Origin of the sequence: Microvirga soli, from assembly GCF_016734765.1 — a bacterium.
GTDB lineage: Bacteria > Pseudomonadota > Alphaproteobacteria > Rhizobiales > Beijerinckiaceae > Microvirga > Microvirga soli.
This window is the reverse complement of the sequence record NZ_JAERQE010000030.1, coordinates 51,115-64,772: the sequence shown is the minus strand read 5'-3', so window position 1 is coordinate 64,772 and position 13,658 is coordinate 51,115. Positions and strand designations below refer to the sequence as shown.

The window sequence follows — 13,658 nt, the reverse complement described above, 5'->3', positions numbered from 1 at the left end:
CCCGCTTTCGACACGATCCCGCTGCCTACCTGGCGGCTCTCGAACAGCAGGCCTGCCAGCTAGCTTTGCCGTCCTAGTTTTTTTTGAAGGCGTGGACCTAAACGAAAAAGGCCGCTCAATGAGCGGCCTTTCGCATTCTCCAAAGGTTTTGGATTCACAGTTTCCCGAGCTTGAGGAACTGCGTCTCGCCGGAAGAATCGTCGACACCGTCGTTGTCGGTGACGATATAGGCATCGCCCGCAGCATCAATGGCAAAGCCCTCGACCTTGTCGAGCACATAGCCCTTCGGTGCCTTCAGGTCGGGAAGCAGATCGCGCAGCAGCGTCTTCTGCACGAGCGGTACTTCACCGCCGAGCGTCCGGGACTTCATGTCGGCCATGGAGACCGCGTAGAGCTTCTTCACCCTCGCCTTCTCGGCGATCTGGTTGTCGCGCTCGATGATGATGACGCGATCGCCCGCCGCCGTGATTTCGGACAAGCCGATCCAGCCCGCCTCCGCACTGTCGAGCGGATAGCGCACGGCGCTCCAGCTCTTGTCAGCGGGCTTGTAGGCAAGGAGCTTCACGGCGTTCTTGCCATCGTCAGCCCATTCGCGCTGCACTGCGAGCCACACGGTCTCGTCGGCGCCGGAACCGGTGACGGTCACGCCCTCGAGGCCGAAGTTCTTCGCGCCCTTCTCGAGATCTGCCGGAACAGCAATCTCCTCCTGGATCGCACCCTTGGCATCGACCCTGATGAGACGGTTGTTCAGACCCTTCTCCGGGTTGCCCTCGCAGGCGAGCCAGAAGCCGTCGCTCGCAACAGCAATGCCTTCCAGATCAAGCTTCTCGGCCGCAGCGCCATTGCGCGTGACGAGCGCTTCACCGGTGATCGTCGCAGGTTTCTTCGTGGCATCGACCGTGAGGATGCGCGGCGCTCCGCTATAGACGCTGTCCGTCACTGCGTAGAGCTTGCCAGCCTGCGTCTTGTCCGCTGCGAGACCGGAGAGCGCACCCCAAGCGATCGGCAGGCCTTCAGCATTCTTGGCCGATCGGATCGTCGGATAAGCGGGAGAAGCACGCTCGGCGCGCTGGTAGATCATCACGTGGGGAGCAACGCCACCGTCACCATGCAGGTCGGACTCGCTGGTGGCGACGAACAGATTGCGGCTGGGGATCGCGACCAACCCCTCGGGGCCAATGCCGGTGGGCAGAACCTGCACGAGTTCGGGTGCAGCACCCTTGTCGCGATAGACGGCCACCACTGACGCGCGCTCGGCACCGACGAAGATCAGGTTGTCGTTGCCGAAGCGGCCGGTCTCGACGCCTTCGATCTCGACGCCCTTCTTGTTGCGCTTGTCCGGATAATGGCCGAGCGACACGATCTCGTGCTCAAGGCTCGCGCCGGATTCATAGGTCACGCTGCCATCCCGGTTGAAGATGGTGAAGCCGCGCGATCCGCCCTTCCAGTCGCCCTCGTTGGCGGTGACGAAGCGGTTGGCGTCGATCCAGTGCACGGAATCGGGCTCACGCGCGACCTTCTCCATCGCGTCCGTGAGTTCGATCTTGCCGTCCTTCTTCGTGTCGATGTTCTTGAGATCCAGACTGCCGGCCGAGAAGTGCGTCTCGACCTTGCCGGTCTTTCCGTCAACCACGGCGATGTGGTTGTTCTCCTGCAGGGTCACGACGACTTTGCCCTCGTCGGACACGTCGACATATTCCGGCTCGGGATCATCACCCGCAACGGCAGCAAGGCCCGTCATGTTCACCGTCTTGAGACCTGCGCAATCGAGGTTGTCGCCGTTAAACGAGCCGAGCACCAGCGAACCGGCGGGCAGCTGCGGCAAGGCACCGTCATTCACCTTCTCGTCGCGCTCGTTTTCGATGGCGATGGCGAGCACCCCCGCATTGGCCGCAACCGAGTCGGGCTGACCGGGCAGCGCACATTCGGCCATGATCGTTCTATCTAACAGATTGACCGTCACCAGCTTGCCGCTCGGCTTGGTGAAGCTCTCGGACGTGTTGACGGCCACATAGGCCTTCTGCCCGACAACCTTCACGGAAGTGGGCTCGCCATTCAGGCCGAGCATCCCGCCAGCCTTCGGCTGCGCCGGGTCGGCAATGTCGATGAAGCCGAGCGCCTTGCGCGGGCTGTCTGTGTAGACGAGCAGCTTACCATCTTGGCTTGCCGTGATGATCTCGGCGACGGTTTCGGCCTTCTGGTCCCCGTCCTTGGGGAGGTTCGCCGTGATGGGAAAGCTGGAGATGCGGTCGAAATACTCGGCCGCGGAAGCGCCGAGCGCGGTGCCGGAGAGAAGCGCGCCGGCAAGCGAGCCGACGATGAAGGAGCGATGCATGGAATCCCCACGAGACGGTCAAGGTTAGCCGGGTCGTCATGCGCCCGTCGTATGACAGGCCAATGACGCCGGAGGGGCTTCCCCGGCGGTCGTTGTGCACCCATCCGCGCTCTAAGACGTTGTCGAAGCTGGAGCAGCCGTGTAGCTGTTCCTGACAGTCACGCTTGACCGATTTCGACAGGAGCCCTCATGAGCATTGGGTTGATCGCCCTGCTGGACGACATTGCGGGCCTCGCCAAGGTGGCCGCCGCCTCCCTCGACGATGTGGGGCTGCAGGCCGCCAAGGCGGGCGCGAAGGCGGCCGGCGTGGTGATCGACGATGCCGCCGTGACACCGCGCTACGTGGTGGGGTTTTCCGCCGCGCGGGAACTGCCCATCGTCGGCAGGATCGCCCTGGGCTCCCTCAAGAACAAGCTCATCTATCTGCTGCCCGCGGCCCTGCTCCTGAGCCTCTTCGCCCCCTGGGCCATCACGCCCCTGCTCATGGTCGGCGGCGCCTATCTCTGCTACGAGGGTTCGGAGAAGGTGTTCGAGGCGCTGTTTCCGCACAAGGCGCACGAGCACGAGGCCGCCGTGGGCGAAGCCACGCAGAGCGCGCAGAGCCTCGAAGACGAGAAGGTCGGCGGCGCGATCAAGACCGATTTCATCCTCTCGGCCGAGATCATGGCCATTACGCTGGCGAACATCCCGATGGAAGCGACCTGGATGCAGGCCCTGGTGCTCGCCGTGGTCGGCATCGGCATCACGGCCCTGGTCTACGGCGCCGTGGCGCTGATCGTGAAGGCCGACGACGCGGGCGTCGCCATGGCGGCCAGCAACCGGCCCGTCTCCCGCATGTTCGGCCGGGCTGCACCGGGCGCGCCGCCCTCCGGCGCGGACCGGGTCCTGGCGCCCCTGACGAAGGTTCTCGGCCGGGGGCTGGTGAAGGGCATGCCGGTGCTGTTGAAGCTTCTCGCCATCGTCGGCACTGCCGCCATGATCTGGGTCGGCGGCGGCATCATCATCCACGGGCTCGAAGGCTATGGCTTCGCCGGGCTGGGCCACGCCGTCCATGACGTGGCGGTTGCGGCTGGCCATGCCGTCCCGGCTCTGGGCGGTTTTGTGGAATGGCTGGTCTCCGCGGCGGCCTCGGGCCTGTTCGGGCTCGTTCTGGGCGCTCTCCTGATCCCGCTCATCCACTTCATCGCCGTGCCGCTGATCAAAGCCCTGCGGGGCACAAGCCGGAAGGCCGAGAAGCATACCGCCTGAGGAGGCTTCCGCCCTTCCAATCCCTATTCGTTTGTACCATATTCGTTCTATGGCCAAATCACCCAAAAAGCCCAAGCTTTCCACCGGGAAAGCCTCCAAGCCCGAGCTGAAGCCCCTGGCCCCTCACCTGGCTGATCTCCTCAATCCCGCAGTCAACCGGGAGCGGGAGGCGGCGGAAGGGTTTGCCGAGCGCGCGCAGGAAACCTTCATCCACGGCGACATCACGGATGTCGACCCCGCCCTGGCGAAGAAGCTTGGCCTGAAAGGTCCCGATGACGGGCCGGACGTGGCCGAGGAACTGGGTGAGATATCCGAAACCGGCTATTCCGCCACGGTCGATGCGCTCTCGCGACTGCTCACCGAGGGCGATCCGCGCTTCAAGAACGGTACGCTCTGGGTGCCGCACCGCCCGCCCCGGCCCGAGAAGTCGGAAGGCGGCATTCCGTTCAAGATCAAGTCCGACTTCACGCCCTCCGGCGACCAGCCCACCGCGATCCGCGAGCTGGTGGACGGCGTGCGCCGGCAGGAGCGCGACCAGGTGCTGCTGGGCGTCACCGGTTCGGGCAAGACCTTCACCATGGCCAAGGTGATCGAGGAGACGCAGCGCCCCGCCCTCATCCTCGCGCCCAACAAGACGCTGGCGGCCCAGCTCTACGGCGAGTTCAAGTCGTTCTTCCCCGACAACGCGGTGGAATACTTCGTCTCGTATTACGACTATTACCAGCCCGAGGCCTATGTGCCGCGCTCGGATACCTTCATCGAGAAGGAATCCTCCATCAACGAGCAGATCGACCGCATGCGCCACTCGGCGACGCGCGCCCTGCTGGAGCGCGACGACGTGATCATCGTGGCGTCCGTGTCGTGCATCTACGGTATCGGCTCGGTCGAGACTTATACGGCCATGACCTTCTCCGTGAAGGTGGGCGAGAAGATCGAGCAGCGCCAGCTCATCGCGGATCTCGTGGCCCTGCAGTACAAGCGCATCCAGAGCGATTTCGCCCGCGGCACGTTCCGCGTGCGCGGCGACGTAATCGAGCTGTTTCCGGCCCACTTGGAGGATCGTGCCTGGCGCATCGGTCTCTTCGGCGACGAGATCGAGAGCATCGTCGAGTTCGATCCGCTCACCGGCAAGAAGAGCAATGACCTGCAGTTCGTGAAGATCTACGCGAACTCGCACTATGTGACGCCGCGTCCCACGTTGCAGCAGGCCGTGAAGGGCATCGAGGCGGAGCTGCAGCAGCGCCTGCAGGAACTCGCCCGCATGGGCCGCCTGCTGGAGGCGCAGCGGCTGGAGCAGCGCACCCAGTTCGACCTCGAGATGATCGAGGCCACCGGCGTGTGCAACGGCATCGAGAACTACTCGCGCTATCTCACCGGCCGCAAGCCCGGCGAGCCGCCCCCGACCCTGTTCGAGTACCTGCCCGACAATGCGCTCGTCTTCACCGACGAGAGCCACGTGACCGTGCCGCAGATCGGCGGCATGTATCGCGGCGACTTCCGGCGCAAGGCGACGCTGGCCGAATACGGCTTTCGCCTGCCGTCCTGCCTCGACAACCGCCCGCTGCGCTTTGAGGAATGGGACGCCATGCGTCCGCAATCGGTGCATGTGTCGGCCACACCCGCCAAGTGGGAGATGGAGCAGACCGGCGGCGTGTTCGTCGAGCAGGTCATCCGCCCCACGGGCCTCGTCGATCCGGTCATCGAGATCCGCCCGGCGCGCAGCCAGGTGGACGATCTCGTGCACGAGGTGAAGGAGCTTGCCGCGAACGGCTTCCGCACGCTCGTGACCACGCTCACCAAGCGCATGGCCGAGGACCTCACGGAATACATGCACGAGAACGGCATCCGCGTGCGCTACATGCACTCGGACATCGACACGCTCGAGCGCATCGAGATCATCCGCGACCTGCGCCTCGGCGCCTTCGACGTGCTCATCGGCATCAACCTCCTGCGCGAGGGGCTCGACATTCCGGAATGCGCGCTCGTCGCCATTCTCGATGCGGACAAGGAGGGTTTTCTCCGCTCCGAAACCTCGCTCGTGCAGACCATCGGCCGCGCGGCGCGTAACGTGGAAGGCAAGGCGATTCTCTACGCCGACAAAATCACCGGCTCCATGGAACGGGCGATCGCGGAAACGAACCGCCGCCGCGAGAAACAGCTTGCCTACAACGCCGAACACGGCATCACGCCGCAATCGGTGAAGAAGAACATCGCCGACATTCTCGAGAGCGTCTACGAGCGCGACCACGTGTCGGTCGATACGGGCCTCGCCGACAGGACGGTCGGACACAACCTCAAGGCCGTCATCGCCGACATGGAAAAGCGCATGCGCGAGGCCGCGGCGAACCTGGAGTTCGAGGAGGCGGCGCGGCTGCGCGACGAGCTCAAGCGCCTGCAGGCCACCGAGCTTGCCATCAGCGACGATCCGATGGCGCGCCAAGCCGACGTGGAGCGCGAAGCCGGCCGGTATGGCGGCGCGCGCAAATACGGACGCAGTGCCAACCTGCCGCCGAAGGGCCTGCCGCCTTCAGCCGAGGGCGCAACGGCCGGCGACGAGGATTCGGACAGCTACGGCCCAACCGGCAAGGGCCGCTCGGACGAAGGCACCCGCATCCGCAAGCCCGGCCTCGACGAGATGGGCCCCGGCACCGACCGCGAGGTTCCGCTGAACTTCCGCGAGCGTCCGTCCGGCCGCTCGACGCAAGGGCTTGCGGGGCAGAAGCCGAAATACAAGGGCGGGCGCAAGGGGCGGTAAGGCGCCCGTATCCACACCCTGTCCTTCCCCGGCCGGAGCGCCGGCACATCTCACAATCATCATGGCCGGGCTCGTCCCGGCCATTCACGTTTGAGAGGGCGAAAGCATAGATCCCCAGCAAGCTCAGGAATGACACTGGAGCCGCCCTGCACAATCATTCAACCAATCGGTTGACATTCACTCCCGCTGCGATCATATTCAACCACATGGTTGAACAACACGCCCCCCACCTCGACACCGTCTTCCACGCCCTGGGCGATGCCACCCGCCGGCGGATGCTCTCCGCCCTCAGCGGCGGCGAGCGCACCGTGAGCCAGCTGGCCGAGCCGTTTGCAATCTCGCTGGCAGCGGCCTCGAAGCATATCAAGGTGCTGGAGCAGGCCGGGATGATCCGGCGCGAGGTGCGCGGGCGGACCCATCTGTGCCGCCTCGACCCCGGCCCGCTGGCGAGCGCCCATGAATGGCTCACCACTTACGAACGCTTCTGGACGGATCGTCTGGATGCCCTCGACCGGCTCCTTCGCGAGGAGGATGCTCGCAATGCCCAGAAACCCCCAAAGAACCCCCAAGGAGACGATCATGAATGACCTCTCGCCCACCAAGCTTGCCCCCGATGCCTATGGCGTGCTCTCCGAGCCCGACACGCTGACCATCCAGCGCCTCCTGCCCGGGCCGGTCGAACGGGTGTGGGATTACCTCACGCAAAGCGAGTTGCGCCGCCAGTGGCTGGCCGCGGGCGAGATGGCCCTGGCGGTCGGCGCGCCCTTCGAGTTCGTCTGGCGCAACGACGAGCTCACCTCCCCGTCCGGCCCGCGCCCGGAGGGCTCGGCGCAAGAGCACCGGCTGCAATGCGAGATCACCGAGCTCGACCCGCCCAAAAAGCTCGCCATCACCTGGGGCTCCACCGGCGGCGTCACCTTCACGCTCGAGCCCATCGGCACCAAGGCCCTGCTCACAATCGTGCATCGCCGCGTGCCCGAGCGCTCGACCCTGCTCAGCGTCAGCTCCGGCTGGCACACCCACCTCGACATCCTGGCCGCCCGCATGGCAGGCCAGGAACCGGCGGAGCCCTTCTGGGACCAAATCAACCGCCTGCGGCCCGAATACGAGCAGCGCATTCCGGGCTGACACCACCCCGCGTCATGGCCGGCCTCGTGCCGGCCATCCACGTCTTCGCTCTCCTCGAACCCCGCCTCATCCTGAGGAGGATTGCGTGAGCAATCCGTCTCGAAGGAGGATTCAGTGAACTCTGGAAGCTCCTTCGAGACGCCGCTTGCAGCGGCTCCTCAGGATGAGGGCAGTGTCAGTTTCAATCGAGATCCCCGGTACAAGGCGAAGATGACCCTCACGCCCCCACCACCCGCGACAGGGTGAACGCCGCCAGGAAACCCGCGACGGTGATGAGGCCGGCATATTCGTGGGCGGTCTCGAAGGCTTCCGGCACCATGGTGTCGGCCAGCATGGCGAGGATCGCGCCGGCCGCCACGGCGGTCACGAACGCGATGGTGGCGGGGCCGGTCTCGGCGAACGCGCTGTTACCGATGAGCGCCGCCACGCCGGAGATCACCGCGATGCCGCCCCAGATGCCGAAGATATACGCCTTGGAGTGCCCGGCCCGGCGCATGCCGGCGGCGCTGGAGAGCCCCTCGGGCAGGTTGGAGAGAAACACCGCCACCACGGCCACGAGGCTTACGCCTGCGCCCTCCAGCAGGCTCACGCCGATCACGATGGATTCCGGAATGCCGTCGAGGAGCGCGCCAAGCGCAATCGCCAGCCCGCTCCCGGGCTCGTTCGAGGGCCGCGCATCCTCCGAGAACCCTGAGCGCTTGCGGTGCCGGGCGCCCCAGCGCGACACGAGGATGTTCGCCCCCGTATAGACCACCGCGCCCGCGAGAAAGCCCAGCGATGTGGAGACGATGCCGCCCTGGCGGTAGGCCTCGTCCATGAGGTCGAAGGAGAGCGCCGAGATCAGGACCCCGGACCCGAACGCCATCACGCCCGCAATCACCCGCTGCGGCAGCTTGCCGAAAGTCCCGATGAGCGCCCCCAGCACGAGGGCCGACCCGCTGAGCAGGCCCCACAGGCCGGCCTGGATGGACAAGGGCATGAAAGGGTCTCCGCGCGGTGGGGAGAACGTGGTGGGATGCAGTGGGGTTCAGTGAACTACTATTGTTTACTCTGAACCGAATGCAGCGGACTCATCCGAGGTGAATGTCACTTATGATTATAGATGTCATAATTTGACTATGGTCACGTACAGCCTTGCCAACAAAGACAGATTTTGTGCGCCTTAACGCATCGGATATCTTGTCTTGAAGCAGTGTTCTTGAGTTTGCAGGAATGATGAAATTATGAATCTTCCCTAAGGGAAGTTCCCGAAATTTCCCTAAGCCACTTTCTCGATCATAAGACTTGAACGATCCAACATAAGAACTGTCCTGATCATCAATCAGCCTAGAATCCAGGAAATCTATATCCTCGCGATCAAATTGAACGAAGGGAGCAGGAGCATCATCATATTTAAATCCAACTGTTTCAGCTGATTTCCTAAGCGGAAGTCCAATCTCCTGCATCACTGGCCTTGTTCGAGAAGTCAGTTTTGCGATGTCTTCCTGCGGGATCGCAGTAAGCTGATCCTCGTAAGCACCCAAGCGTTCATTCCTGGCAACATCACTCTCTAGTTGCGATCGAAGTCGAATAAGGTCACCGCTTTGGATCTCAGCGCGCCCGATGGCGACGTTTCGACTTTTCAAAGCCCAGTTTGTGAGATCAAGAGCCTGCTTTAGAGTTGCACTCTGCGATTCAACCATACGTTCTATAGCCTCAATTCGCTTAGTCTCCTCGCCACTTTGCGAGGTCCTCTCGCGCTCTTCAGCAAGGCGAATTTGCGCTAATTGAAGAATGGTTTCATCGTTGCTCTTGGAGCTTCCCTTCATCAGATCCATGACGAACGACAACAGAACGTCAAAGGGTATGTCTTTTAGAGCGGGGATTACTTGGCCAGAGACAAGGACTAGAGCATCAAATATGAAAGACCCCTTTTGGGGCGTAGAGACAATGATGTCGGTATTAGCATCGCCCACAATCCTCTGAGCAACACGTCCCTGACGACGATAGTGTTCTAGTGTTTGAATTAATCTTGAAAAACCGTAAACGGCACGACTGAACTCATAAAGATGTAGCTGTCCTGTACTTGCAAGCCCTCCATTATATACTAAGCTTACTTTAGATGCTGCGAGTTCATCAGCCATTTTGCCCCCAGCTATGACTAATATCGTTCTATTGTTCTATGAACACATATATCGTTGGCAATTTCAAGTTGAACATTGTGAGGAATAAACGCATTGCTCCGCTAAGCTGAAACAAGCCTTGTGGCCTCGCACTAGTGGCGCTTGCTCCAGCAATAGGAGCGCTTCCTCGTCTAGCTTGATGCTTCTTCTCACGTGATGGCCAAGCTTGTCAGGGCTACATACGTTTCATGAACCAAACTCCCCATTTGACGAGGTCGGTTGAGTTACAGTCTCGAAGGATTATTCAGCGCTCTTTGATCTCTCGTTTTGTGACGCAGCCTTGCGGTTGCTTTCCAGAGGGAGGGTTGAACGATTTGAGATGCGGAGGGTGTCATCCCCGGCGCACGCAGTGCGGGAAGGGGATCCACTTGCAACGCGGCGCTATGGATTCCCTTCCCCTCCGCTACGCTCCGGCCGGGAATTACACACGTCCGCTCCTGACACCCTCCTCGTCATCACCGGCGTTGTGCCGGTGATCCCGATGGCTTGAAGCGCTGCGCTCTTCCAATCGGGATGGTCGGAACCAGCCCGGCCACGACGGCGCGGGTGAGGGTGTGTTCTTACTTTGTTCTTGACTTCTGTCCTAAGCTCGGCTATAGCTAAGGACATCCTCGTCCAATGAGGGGCGCGCTCGCGAGGCGTCGCAAGAGTGGGACGGGGAGCGGTCCTGCCGCAGGCCTCGCACGCCTGTGATCGCAGGGGGCCGATCTGGCATGCCTCCAGGTCCGCTAAAACAAACCGCGCGTGATGAGCAGCTTGGCTCTCACTTCTCACCACCATCCATCGAGCCGGGCTGCCCAATGCGCCACCCTCGATTGCCTTCAAACCCGGGGCCGAACGGCCCTGGGAGCGAAGGGTCATGCCTGCTTCATCTCCGCATTCTTTGCCGAAGCTTTTTCCATTCATTCCCCGCCATCCCCATTGCCCGAGAGATTCATCATGATCGATGACGACGAGATTCCCCTGTTCGACATGCCCGATTTCGACGACACCATGGCCCGCCTGTCCAACCTGTTCCGGATGCACCGACTCTGCCGCAGGCGCACGTGCCGGAGGAACGAGGGCTGCCAGGGCGGATTCGGCCCGCCCTGCTACCTGCAATACCGCCACCTCTTCGTCGATGCGGTCCGCACCGAAATGGACGATTACCGCGCCTACTGGACCGAGCAGCGCCGGAAGGCGAAGGCGAGACCGCCTTTGGGGCATTCGTGACCCGGAGTGCTGCGGCGCAGGGAGCGGCGGTCGGATCGGCCCACATCGGTCGTTCAAGCCCCGGCTGACCGCAGGCACGGGATCGAGCAGCGGCAACAACGGATGATCCCCGGCTTCGCGAGGACCAAAGGTGCTATGCTGTCCGTCTTGCCAGAGATAGCCCGTGAAGGAGGAGCCAATGACGTTCTACCTGACTCGGTTCAGCTACACGCCGGCAACATGGGCGAAGCTCATCAAGAATCCCGAGGACCGCCGAACGGCCGCCAAGGCCTATATCGAAGCGGTCGGGGGAAAGCTGCATGGCTTCTGGTACGCCTTCGGCGATCACGACGGCTACACCTTGTGGGAGGCCCCGGGCGACGTCGCGATGGCCGCCACGGCCCTGGCGATCGGCTCCGGCGGCGCGGTCAGTTCCTTCGAGACGACCGTCCTGCTGACGGTCGAAGAGACCATGGCCGCCCTGCAAAAGGCCTCGTCCATCACCTATCGACCGCCGGGCGAGAGGGCCTGAACCCAAACGATGCTCCCCAACGGGAAAGGGCGGCTCAAGCATCGGACCCAAAAGTGGAAGCCACTTTTGGGGTCAATCCGATGCTTCTTCTTAAAGCGCGCATCGTGTGGACCGGAGAACCGGGACCACTTCTCCGTACGATGCGCGAGAGCCGCCCTTTCCGTAAGCGCGAGCCGTGCCTCTCAGAACAGGAAGTCGTCCGTCGTGAGCGTGCCCTTGAAGCCCTGGAGCACGATGGTGCCGGTGCCGGTGTCCACCACCGTGGCGCCGCCCTTGATGGCGATCTTGAGCTGCTCGAAGGCGGTCACGTCTGTGCTGCGCAGGTCGAGGAGATCATCGGCCTGGTTGAAGTCGCGGATGCGGTCGCGGCCGAAGCCCGCGTCGAAGGTGAAGGTGTCCTGGCCCTTGCCGCCGCGCAGGAAATCCGCGCCCGCGCCGCCATTGACCACGTCGTTGCCGTCGCCGGCGAAGATCATGTCGAAGCCGTCGCCGCCGAGGATCGCGTCGTTGCCTGCGCCGCCCTGGAGATCGTCGGCGCCCGAACCGCCGCTGATGCTGTCGTCGCCGGCCCCGGCGAAGACGATGTCATGGCCTGCGCCCGCATCGATGGTGTCGTTGCCGCCATTGGCCCAGATCCGGTCGCGGCCGTTGCCGCCGGTCAGCAGGTCGTTGCCCTGGCCGCCCCAAAGCTTGTCGTTGCCATCACCGCCGTCGATGGTGTTGTCACCGGCCCCGCCGTAAATGCGGTCGTTGCCGTTATAGCCCTTGATGAGATCCGTTCCCTTGCCGCCGCGCAGCAGGTCGGCCCCACGTCCCCCGAAAAACCTAGCCATTTCCAACCTTCATTCTTTGATTTCAAACAGGCTGTTCAACAATGAAGCGGAGCGATGTCCGCCACCCGTCTGATATCACGTTCCGGAAGGCGGTTCAGGAATTTCGGCCAAGTGAGCCGTTTGGTCGCTGGCCCAAAAAGGAAAGGCCGGGGCACTGCCCCGGCCATCGACCCAGCTCAGCCGAATGGGCGTCAGAGCCTGCCCATCAGCAGCAGGATGATGAGGATGACGAGGACGACGCCGAGAAGGCCGCTCGGCCCGTAGCCCCAGCTGCGGCTGTGCGGCCAGGCCGGCACGGCGCCGATGAGCAGCAGGATGACCAGGATGAGCAGGATGGTGCTGATACCCATGAGGAATTCTCCTTGATAGAGCGCCTTGGAAACGGCCGCGCTTCATGGGTGGGAAACTTGGCCATTGGGGAAAGGTTCCCGCATTCTTGTGTGATTGTATTGCCTGTGGATGAGTGCCGAAGGGGTAGGTTCCAGGGCGGAACGATCACAAATGCCTGACGTTACCTCCTCGGCGATTGGGTGCCGCTTTCAGCGTGTCCCCTGCGGGAGGTCGCCGGTCCAGATAGTCCAGGACAACCCATGCAGAAGAAGAATCCGAACATCATGCACAACGAAGATACAGAGACCGTTCCTGGCCTTCACGGATCGTCCTCTCCGGCCCTGAGCCGCTCGGTGCAGGCTCAGATCGGCCAGCGGCTGCGTCAGTTCTACGAGACGCTGGCGCTTGGCGAGCAGCCGGTTCCGGACCGCTTCATCGAGATCATCAATCGGCTGGACGAGCGTGCGCCGGAGAAGCATCAGTCATGAGTATGGACGTCTCTCTCCGCGATTCCATGTTCAAGGCGACGCCTAACTTAAGGGCCTTCGCCATCTCGCTGACGAACAACGTGGACCGCGCCGACGACCTCGTGCAGGAAACCTTGATGCGGGCGATTGCCAACATCGACCGCTTCCAGCCGGGCACCAACATGCAGGCCTGGCTCTTCACCATCCTGCGCAACCTGTTCCATTCCGAATACCGCAAGCGCCGCCGCGAGGTCGAGGATGCGGACGGCAAGTACGCCGCGACCCTCTCGGTCGCGCCCGACCAGATATCCCATCTCGACTTCGAGGATCTGCAGAAGGCGCTGGCGCGCCTGCCCCACGACCAGCGCGAGGCGCTGCTGCTGGTGGGCGCCTCCGGGTTCTCCTACGAGCAGGCGGCGGAGATCTGCGGCTGCGCGGTCGGCACCATCAAGAGCCGCGTGAACCGCGCCCGCAACCGCCTCGCTGAGCTGATGCACCTCACCGACATGGAGGAGGATCTCGGCCCGGACCGCGTCACCCTCTCGGTGATGCACGCGGTCGCCTGATCCGTTCTCAGGGAGCTTTCCCTCAACAGGCGCTCCGAAAGGGGCGCCTCACGATGCTCTCGTTGATCGAGGAAGCATCGGATCAATCCCAAAAGTGCAGATCCACTTTTG

General features: G+C 62.9%; 13 protein-coding genes. 8 read left to right on the top strand and 5 right to left on the bottom strand.

The genetic code is table 11. From position 1 onward, the window contains the following. Positions 1 to 154: 154 nt before the first annotated feature. Positions 155 to 2,335, bottom strand: a complete 2,181-nt coding sequence (locus JKL45_RS20895) for an esterase-like activity of phytase family protein (protein WP_201863510.1) — start codon at positions 2,333 to 2,335, stop codon at positions 155 to 157. 189 nt (positions 2,336 to 2,524) lie between these two features. Here JKL45_RS20895 and JKL45_RS20890 point away from each other — a divergent pair, with 189 nt between their 5' ends. From JKL45_RS20890 to JKL45_RS20875, 4 genes are all read left to right on the top strand, one after another. Beyond that, positions 2,525 to 3,583, top strand: coding sequence for a DUF808 domain-containing protein (locus JKL45_RS20890; protein ID WP_201863509.1), 1,059 nt, complete (start codon positions 2,525 to 2,527; stop codon positions 3,581 to 3,583). 49 nt (positions 3,584 to 3,632) lie between these two features. Next, complete coding sequence (gene uvrB / locus JKL45_RS20885; protein WP_201863508.1) at positions 3,633 to 6,338, top strand: excinuclease ABC subunit UvrB; 2,706 nt, start codon at positions 3,633 to 3,635, stop codon at positions 6,336 to 6,338. Positions 6,339 to 6,544: 206 nt separating this feature from the next. Beyond that, entirely contained in the window at positions 6,545 to 6,925 is a 381-nt protein-coding gene (locus JKL45_RS20880; protein ID WP_201863507.1) for an ArsR/SmtB family transcription factor, read from the top strand. Then, positions 6,918 to 7,466 (top strand): SRPBCC family protein, encoded by a 549-nt coding sequence (locus JKL45_RS20875; protein ID WP_201863506.1) that lies wholly within the window; start codon positions 6,918 to 6,920, stop codon positions 7,464 to 7,466. Before JKL45_RS20880 ends, JKL45_RS20875 begins: the two co-directional genes overlap by 8 nt. 217 nt (positions 7,467 to 7,683) lie before the next feature. Here JKL45_RS20875 and JKL45_RS20870 read toward each other — a convergent pair whose 3' ends face one another. Beyond that, positions 7,684 to 8,445: a ZIP family metal transporter gene (locus tag JKL45_RS20870; RefSeq protein WP_201863505.1), complete on the bottom strand. Its 762-nt coding sequence runs from the start codon at positions 8,443 to 8,445 to the stop codon at positions 7,684 to 7,686. A gap of 91 nt (positions 8,446 to 8,536) precedes the next feature. After that, positions 8,537 to 9,589 carry a DUF7946 domain-containing protein gene (locus JKL45_RS20865; protein ID WP_201863504.1) on the bottom strand — a complete coding sequence of 351 codons (1,053 nt, stop codon included), beginning with the start codon at positions 9,587 to 9,589 and terminating at the stop codon, positions 8,537 to 8,539. 978 nt (positions 9,590 to 10,567) lie between these two features. Here JKL45_RS20865 and JKL45_RS20860 point away from each other — a divergent pair. Both JKL45_RS20860 and JKL45_RS20855 read left to right on the top strand, forming a co-directional pair. Continuing rightward, positions 10,568 to 10,840: a hypothetical protein gene (locus tag JKL45_RS20860; RefSeq protein ID WP_201863503.1), complete on the top strand. Its 273-nt coding sequence runs from the start codon at positions 10,568 to 10,570 to the stop codon at positions 10,838 to 10,840. A gap of 178 nt (positions 10,841 to 11,018) precedes the next feature. Then, a complete protein-coding gene (locus JKL45_RS20855; protein ID WP_201863502.1) occupies positions 11,019 to 11,351 on the top strand; it encodes a GYD domain-containing protein in 333 nt (110 codons plus the stop codon). 182 nt (positions 11,352 to 11,533) lie between these two features. Here the strand turns inward: JKL45_RS20855 and JKL45_RS20850 are convergent, their stop codons facing one another. Both JKL45_RS20850 and JKL45_RS20845 read right to left on the bottom strand, forming a co-directional pair. Then, entirely contained in the window at positions 11,534 to 12,184 is a 651-nt protein-coding gene (locus JKL45_RS20850) for a calcium-binding protein (protein ID WP_201863501.1), read from the bottom strand. Between the two features lie 191 nt (positions 12,185 to 12,375). Continuing rightward, the gene (locus tag JKL45_RS20845) at positions 12,376 to 12,534 is read right to left on the bottom strand and encodes a DUF3309 family protein (RefSeq protein WP_201863500.1); all 159 of its coding nucleotides are present in this window, start codon (positions 12,532 to 12,534) and stop codon (positions 12,376 to 12,378) included. 240 nt (positions 12,535 to 12,774) lie between these two features. Between JKL45_RS20845 and JKL45_RS20840 the strand changes: the two genes are divergently transcribed. Both JKL45_RS20840 and JKL45_RS20835 read left to right on the top strand, forming a co-directional pair. Then, on the top strand, positions 12,775 to 13,002 hold the full coding sequence (locus tag JKL45_RS20840; RefSeq protein WP_201863499.1) for a NepR family anti-sigma factor: 228 nt from the start codon (positions 12,775 to 12,777) through the stop codon (positions 13,000 to 13,002). Beyond that, the gene (locus JKL45_RS20835) at positions 12,999 to 13,547 is read left to right on the top strand and encodes a sigma-70 family RNA polymerase sigma factor (protein WP_201863498.1); all 549 of its coding nucleotides are present in this window, start codon (positions 12,999 to 13,001) and stop codon (positions 13,545 to 13,547) included. The genes JKL45_RS20840 and JKL45_RS20835 overlap by 4 nt, the downstream gene beginning before the upstream one ends. Positions 13,548 to 13,658 lie beyond the last annotated feature (111 nt).

Bases quoted from the DNA above. Each gene is read 5' to 3' on its own strand.
- JKL45_RS20895 (WP_201863510.1), bottom strand. From the start codon at position 2,335: ATGCATCGCTCCTTCATCGTCGGCTCGCTTGCCGGCGCGCTTCTCTCC.
- JKL45_RS20890 (WP_201863509.1), top strand. From the start codon at position 2,525: ATGAGCATTGGGTTGATCGCCCTGCTGGACGACATTGCGGGCCTCGCC.
- uvrB (WP_201863508.1), top strand. From the start codon at position 3,633: ATGGCCAAATCACCCAAAAAGCCCAAGCTTTCCACCGGGAAAGCCTCC.
- JKL45_RS20880 (WP_201863507.1), top strand. From the start codon at position 6,545: ATGGTTGAACAACACGCCCCCCACCTCGACACCGTCTTCCACGCCCTG.
- JKL45_RS20875 (WP_201863506.1), top strand. From the start codon at position 6,918: ATGAATGACCTCTCGCCCACCAAGCTTGCCCCCGATGCCTATGGCGTG.
- JKL45_RS20870 (WP_201863505.1), bottom strand. From the start codon at position 8,445: ATGCCCTTGTCCATCCAGGCCGGCCTGTGGGGCCTGCTCAGCGGGTCG.
- JKL45_RS20865 (WP_201863504.1), bottom strand. From the start codon at position 9,589: ATGGCTGATGAACTCGCAGCATCTAAAGTAAGCTTAGTATATAATGGA.
- JKL45_RS20860 (WP_201863503.1), top strand. From the start codon at position 10,568: ATGATCGATGACGACGAGATTCCCCTGTTCGACATGCCCGATTTCGAC.
- JKL45_RS20855 (WP_201863502.1), top strand. From the start codon at position 11,019: ATGACGTTCTACCTGACTCGGTTCAGCTACACGCCGGCAACATGGGCG.
- JKL45_RS20850 (WP_201863501.1), bottom strand. From the start codon at position 12,184: ATGGCTAGGTTTTTCGGGGGACGTGGGGCCGACCTGCTGCGCGGCGGC.
- JKL45_RS20845 (WP_201863500.1), bottom strand. From the start codon at position 12,534: ATGGGTATCAGCACCATCCTGCTCATCCTGGTCATCCTGCTGCTCATC.
- JKL45_RS20840 (WP_201863499.1), top strand. From the start codon at position 12,775: ATGCAGAAGAAGAATCCGAACATCATGCACAACGAAGATACAGAGACC.
- JKL45_RS20835 (WP_201863498.1), top strand. From the start codon at position 12,999: ATGAGTATGGACGTCTCTCTCCGCGATTCCATGTTCAAGGCGACGCCT.